The organism is Streptomyces sp. NPDC002513, assembly GCF_053595355.1.
Window position 1 is genome coordinate 1 of the sequence record NZ_JBSFXK010000120.1, and the last position, 5,792, is coordinate 5,792.

Here is a 5,792-nt window from a genome sequence, read left to right on the forward strand (position 1 = left end):
CGGCGGCCGCTCACCCCTTCTCATGTGCAGGCTAACAAGTCATCAGACCCCTTCATTCCGAGGCGAGTTGCAGCATTCTGTTAGGAGTTCTTAGAGATCAACTACAGGGCGATACATCTGCCCTCCAAGCCAAGAAACTATCTGTCTAGTTACGACATCCTCCGTCTAGTCTCAGCATCGCAGGTGAAGTACCCAGCTAGCCAGTCAGCCTGCAACACTCCAAAGGCACCACAGCAGTTCAGACGCCATACCACTCAAGATCACTGCTTCGCCTCCGAACTCTAAGCACAGCAGGTCAGGAGCATTTTCATGTCGTAACTACACGACAGACCGACAGGCATGAGCAACGGACTGATCGAGTCCACCAACACCAAAACCCGTCTGATCATCCGCAGAGGCTTCGGCTTCCACTCCGCCGACGCCGTCATCGCCCTCGTCATGCTCACCCTCGCCGGCCCCCGCCCCCAGCTCCCCGGACGCCAAACCGCCCCAGCATGACCCACTCATACGGCAGGAGAGCCACAAAAAGGACAGCCACCGGTCCGAAGAGCCGAGGGGAAACCTTTAATTTCAAGCTCAGCACCGTTGTCGACTGGGCATGCGGGCGTGATCGCGCACTATGCGGTCGCAACGCCCAGTAAGCGCAGCACCGCTAGGACGCGGCGGTGGTCGGCGTCGGCCTTGGGCAGGTCGAGCTTGGTGAAGATGCTGTTGATGCGCTTGGCGACCGCGCTCTCGCTCACGACCAGCTCGGCGGCGACGCCGGAGTTGGACCGGCCGCCCGCCATCAGCTCCAGCACCTCCCGCTCGCGCGGTGTCAGCCGGTCGAGCGGATCGCTGTGCCGGCGCACCAGCAGCTGCGCGACGACCTGCGGGTCGAGCGCGGTGCCGCCAGCCGCCACCCGGCGTACCGCCTCGGCGAACTCCTCGACGTCGGCGACCCGCTGCTTGAGCAGATAGCCGACGCCCGAGGTGTTGGCGGCGAGCAAATCGGCCGCGTACCGCTCCTCCACGTACTGCGACAGCAGGAGCACGGCGGTACGCGGGTACTGGCGGCGGATCACCAGCGCGGCGCGCACTCCCTCGTCGGTGAAGCCGGGCGGCATGCGCACGTCGACCACGGCGATGTCGGGCCGGTGCTCCTCGACGGCTGCCAGCAGCCCTTCTGCGTCGGCGACTTGCGCGCACATCTCGAAGCCGGCCGCCTCCAGCACCTTGACCACGCCGATGCGCAGCAAGAGGGAATCCTCGGCGATCACGGCGCGCACGGCAGCTCCACGGTGATGACGGTCGGGCCCCCGGCGGGGCTGCGGCAGGAGAACGTGCCGTCGACGGACGCGACGCGCTTGGCGAGCCCGGCGAGCCCGGTGCCACCGCCGGCCGCCGCGAGATCCGCGCCGCCCGCGCCGTCGTCCGCGACGACCACCAGCAGTGTCTCCCCGATCCGCTCCACGGTCACGTCCGCCCGGGTCGCCTGGGCGTGTTTGACCACGTTCGTCAGGGCTTCGGAGACCACGAAGTACGCGACGGCCTCGACCGTGGGTGAGGGGCGCTGCGGCAGGTCCACCGCCACGCGCACCGGGATCGGGAGGCGGGCGGCGACCCCGGACAGCGCGGCGTCGAGGCCGCGGTCCTCAAGGACGGCCGGATGCAGACCGCGCACCAGGTTGTTCAGCTCGGCGATCGCCTCCTTCGCCTCGCGGTGCGCCTCGTCGATCACCTTGCGGGCGTCCTCCGGCAGGTCGCCGAGGGTGGACCTGGCCAGGCCCAGGTTGACGGCGAGTGAGACGAGGCGCTGCTGCGCGCCGTCGTGCAGGTCGCGCTCGATCCGCCGCCGCTCGGCGTCGGCGGCGTCGAGCACGCCGGCCCGGCTCTCGGCGAGATCGGCGACCCGGCGGGCCAGCTTCTCCGTGCGGCTGGGGCCGAGCAGGACCTCGGCCGTCTGGGTGTCCAGCCGCACCAGAGCGCCGGTCAGCCGGGGCCCGAGGAACAGCAGGGCGAGGCCGCCGGCGGTGATGTACGCGGCCTGCGTGGTGTACCCGAGGTCGGTGACCCGCCATTGCGGGGGCAGCGCCCAGATCCACACGTAGATGGAGGCGGCCACGAGAGCGGCGGCCCAGACGGCGAGGACGGCGAGGTCCAGGACGGCGAGCAGCGGACCCGCCACGGCGTGGTAGCAGACCTGCCGCCACAAGGCCCGCGTGGTCAGCCGGCGCACCGCCGACTTCCAGTTGCGTCCCGGCCCGGGTACGGCGGGGCGCGGGAGGTCCTTGCCGACGAGCGCCCGGTAGCGCCGCCGCTGCCCGACGGTCAGCAGGGGTGTCACCCAGAGCGTGAGCAGCACGGGCAGCGGAGTCACGGCCGGCGCCCCCGCCATCGCGCCGGCCAGCCAGAGCCACAGTGGTATTACGGCGAGGTGGAGCGGCAGGCCGGCGGCGACGAGCGCGGTCCGGTGTCCCGCCCTGCGGAACGGCCGGCCCAGCACCAGCTGCAGCCACGTCGTGAGTTGCATGCGTCAAACGGTAAAGCCGCAGGCCATCCCCATGCCATGACGCTCCCACCCGGTTCGGGGGTGCACTTTTCTCCACCCCGAGTCGGAACCCTGCGTGACTGACGACGCCCCAGTGCACGCCGGAGGCTGGAACACGTGAAGGGGACAGCCCACGGAGAGCGGGGGAAGAGGATGCGTCAACTGGCGTTGTGCGATGAGGAAGTGGCCAGCCCAGAGGACTTCGGCCGCGCCGAGGTCATCCCGCTCCACGAAGAGGCGGAGGAGCCGCGCCCAGCGCGGGGCATGCGGCGGGCCGGGGGGCTGCTGGTCGCCTGCGGGCTCGGCCTGCTGCCGTGGCTGTACGTGCTGGCCACCGGCCTGCCGGCCACCGCGACCGCGGCGCACTGGCCGGTCGCCTGGGTCGGGCTCGACGCGCTGGAGGCGCTCGGCCTGATCGCCACCGGCCTCCTCGCCGCCCGCGGCGACCGGCGGCACGCCCTGGCAGCCGCCGCGACCGCGACGCTGCTTGCGGTCGACGCCTGGTTCGACACCACGACCGCGGCCCCGGGCGGCGACTTCGCCACCGCGGTCGCCATGGCGCTCGGCGCCGAGCTGCCGCTCGCCGCGCTGTGCGGCCGGCTGGCGCTGCGGGCCCTGAGCCGGCACGCGTGACGCCGACCACCCAGCCACATGCCACGGACCAAATCAATCCACCGGAGAACACCATGCACCGCATCACCACCGCCCCCGTCGCCCCGATCCCGGCCCGGACCCGCTGGGCGGTCGCCGCCGGCGCGGGCGCCGCGTTGGCCGCCGCCTGGTGGTTGGGCGACACGGCGCCCTATCCGTACGCCCAACGCGGCCTGCTCGACGTGCCGTTGCCGTTCCTGACAGCCGACCGGATGGACGCTGTACTGCGGCCGCGGCCGGGGGAGCGGATCCTGGAGATCGGCCCGGGGACGGGCCTGCAGTCGCTGCACGTCGCCCCGCAGCTCGGACCGGAGGGACGGCTCGATGTGCTCGACATCCAGCAGGAGATGCTCGACCACGTGATGTGCCGCGCCGAGCGCGACGGCCTGGCGACGATCAGGCCCACCCGCTCGGACGCACGTGAACTGCCCTACGCCGACGGGACATTCGACGCCGTATACGCCGTGACCGCGCTCGGCGAGATCCCCGAGCCGGATCGGGTACTGCGCGAGGCGGCACGGGTGCTGGCACCAGGCGGGCGGCTGGTGATCGGCGAGTTCTTCGACCGGCACTGGATCCCCTTCGGCCGGCTGCACCGGCTCGCCGACGCCGCCGGCCTCCACCTGACCGAGCGCCGCGGCCCAAGCCCGGCATACCTCGCCCGCTTCCGACCCTGCGGAGCCCACGCGCCCCAGGGCGAGCACCTCGCCCACAGCGACCGGGAAAGCGACGACGGGGAAGCGTGAGCACCGCACGCAGGGACCGCGATCACCGAGCTGAACAACCTGGCGCGCGGTAGGCCGCTCCAGGAGGCGAGGGGGCTCCGCCCCAACCGCGGCCAGCCACGAAAACTGCGGCGCCCCCGCAAGGTGAGAGGGGAGTCCTGCGGCTTCTGCTGCGTGATTCCGGTCTCCGATCGTGCTGGGTCCTCTCCGGCAGCAAGCCCGGGCGGCGGCGATAAGGCGGGTGCGTCCAGCAGCCCCGCGGAGTTCTGCGAGCGGGCCTGTGGTGGTGCAGTGCCGACTGGCCCATTCCGCGCGGTTTTCGGCGGTGCTACCCAGCCACAGGTGAGCGGGGCTGGTGTAGGCGGTTTCTTCTGGATCAAGGTGGGGGTGAGTGATGGCGGCGGTTCTGGGGTGGCACCCTGGAGCGATGCGACCTGGGACCGACGTCACCGAGAACGGCCTGCGGCATCTGCTCTATGAGTGGGATCCGATCGGCGTCGCTGACGCGGTGCAGGAGGAGTACGACTGCATGCTCGTCCCTCTCCTTCAGCGGCTCCGGGGGGCGCCGACCAGGCGGAGATCGGTGAGTTCCTGCGGCATGAGCTGGAAGACTACTTCGGTCTCACCCCTCTTCCGTCAGAGCCGGAAGCGATGGCTGCCCGGGTGATGTCCTGGTGGACAGCTGCCGGGAAACCCGATGGCACCGGCTGCGTGTAGTCGCTCCCTTCGGATCGTCTGCTCGTTTGTCCTGGTGTGCCGTTGACTGACGCGCAGTGGGCCCGGATCGAGCCGTTGCTTCCGGACCGGACACCGAAGCGGGGTGACCGGTGGCGGGACCACCGAGAGGTGATCGACGCCATCGCCTGGAAGTTTCAGACCGGGGCACAGTGGGTGCAGCTGCCGGAGAAGTACGGCAACTGGCGGGGGGGTCTACAACCGGCTGCGGATGTGGTCCGCCGATAGCACATGGGAGCGGGTGTTCACCGCGCTTGTGGCACAGGCCGACGCCGACGAGGAGCTGAACTGGGTCGTCTCGGTGGACTCCACGATCGTGCGAGCCCATCTGGCCCCGGACCCGGCCAGCGGCAGTCCTCGCAGACAAGGCGTATTCGTCGCGGGCCATCCGTGAACACCTCGCCGGGCACGAGCGATGCATCAGCCCGCAGTTCCCCGTCGACGGCGGAACGGCCTCCCGGGGCCGCGGCAAGCACCGCCGACGACGCCCCTGATCCTCAGCCTCAGTCGGTGACCACCTGGGACGGCTTCCAGGCATTCGCCACCACCCCCGTGGCAGCCCCTCCCCCACCCGGGGCGCCGCACCGCAGTCTGGAAGAACGCCTGGCCTACCACTCGCGGTTCGTCACCGTACGCACCCCCGCCATCGACACCCTCGCCAAGAACGTGCGCACCCTGATGATCCTCGGCCGCCACCAGGCCGTCACCGCCCGGCCCTTCCTCATCGTCACCGGTCCCGCCGGCGCCGGGAAAACCACCGCCCTGCTCCAGGTCGGACGCGCCTGCCACCTCGCCCACACCCGCCGCCACGGCGCTGCGGCAGCAGCCGGACAGGCCCCCGTCGCCTACGTCCTGGTCCCGCCCGCCGCCAGCGCCAAGACCCTCGCCATCGAATTCGCCCGCTACCTCGGCATCCTCGTCACCGCCGGCATGTCCCAGGCCCAGATCACAGGCGCCGTCTGCCACACCTACACCGCCGCGGGCGTCCAGCTGGTGATGATCGACGAGATCCACCGGCTCAACCCCCGCACCACCACCGGCGCCCAGAGTGCCGACGACCCTGTTGCCCATTGGCCGTTGAGAGCTGACAGCGGCTTGGTGGTGCTGGCAGGGTTGGTGGTGCGGCCGGTTCCTTCCTGATCCTCGGTCGT

At 70.7% G+C, this 5,792-nt stretch carries 6 protein-coding genes and 2 pseudogenes; 6 read left to right on the top strand and 2 right to left on the bottom strand.

The window, feature by feature from the left end; all coding sequences use genetic code 11:
- Positions 1-336: 336 nt before the first annotated feature.
- Positions 337-498, top strand: a pseudogene (locus ACWD5Q_RS34885) (transposase); the annotation flags it as partial.
- Between the two features lie 119 nt (positions 499-617).
- On the opposite strand, the gene ACWD5Q_RS34890 reads toward ACWD5Q_RS34885, so the two are convergent.
- Positions 618-1,268 (bottom strand): response regulator transcription factor, encoded by a 651-nt coding sequence (locus ACWD5Q_RS34890; protein ID WP_451431089.1) that lies wholly within the window; start codon positions 1,266-1,268, stop codon positions 618-620.
- Positions 1,256-2,512, bottom strand: coding sequence for a histidine kinase (locus ACWD5Q_RS34895; RefSeq protein WP_451431090.1), 1,257 nt, complete (start codon positions 2,510-2,512; stop codon positions 1,256-1,258). Before ACWD5Q_RS34895 ends, ACWD5Q_RS34890 begins: the two co-directional genes overlap by 13 nt.
- 135 nt (positions 2,513-2,647) lie before the next feature.
- Here ACWD5Q_RS34895 and ACWD5Q_RS34900 point away from each other — a divergent pair, with 135 nt between their 5' ends.
- The 5 genes and pseudogenes from ACWD5Q_RS34900 to ACWD5Q_RS34920 form a co-directional block, all read left to right on the top strand.
- On the top strand, positions 2,648-3,163 hold the full coding sequence (locus ACWD5Q_RS34900) for a hypothetical protein (RefSeq protein ID WP_451431091.1): 516 nt from the start codon (positions 2,648-2,650) through the stop codon (positions 3,161-3,163).
- A gap of 53 nt (positions 3,164-3,216) precedes the next feature.
- Positions 3,217-3,927, top strand: coding sequence for a class I SAM-dependent methyltransferase (locus tag ACWD5Q_RS34905; RefSeq protein ID WP_451431092.1), 711 nt, complete (start codon positions 3,217-3,219; stop codon positions 3,925-3,927).
- A gap of 732 nt (positions 3,928-4,659) precedes the next feature.
- Complete coding sequence (locus ACWD5Q_RS34910; protein WP_451431093.1) at positions 4,660-4,869, top strand: transposase; 210 nt, start codon at positions 4,660-4,662, stop codon at positions 4,867-4,869.
- Positions 4,870-4,882: 13 nt separating this feature from the next.
- The gene (locus ACWD5Q_RS34915; protein ID WP_451431094.1) at positions 4,883-5,035 is read left to right on the top strand and encodes a hypothetical protein; all 153 of its coding nucleotides are present in this window, start codon (positions 4,883-4,885) and stop codon (positions 5,033-5,035) included.
- A gap of 116 nt (positions 5,036-5,151) precedes the next feature.
- A pseudogene (locus ACWD5Q_RS34920) lies at positions 5,152-5,697 on the top strand (AAA family ATPase); the annotation flags it as partial.
- Between the last annotated feature and the right edge of the window lie 95 nt (positions 5,698-5,792).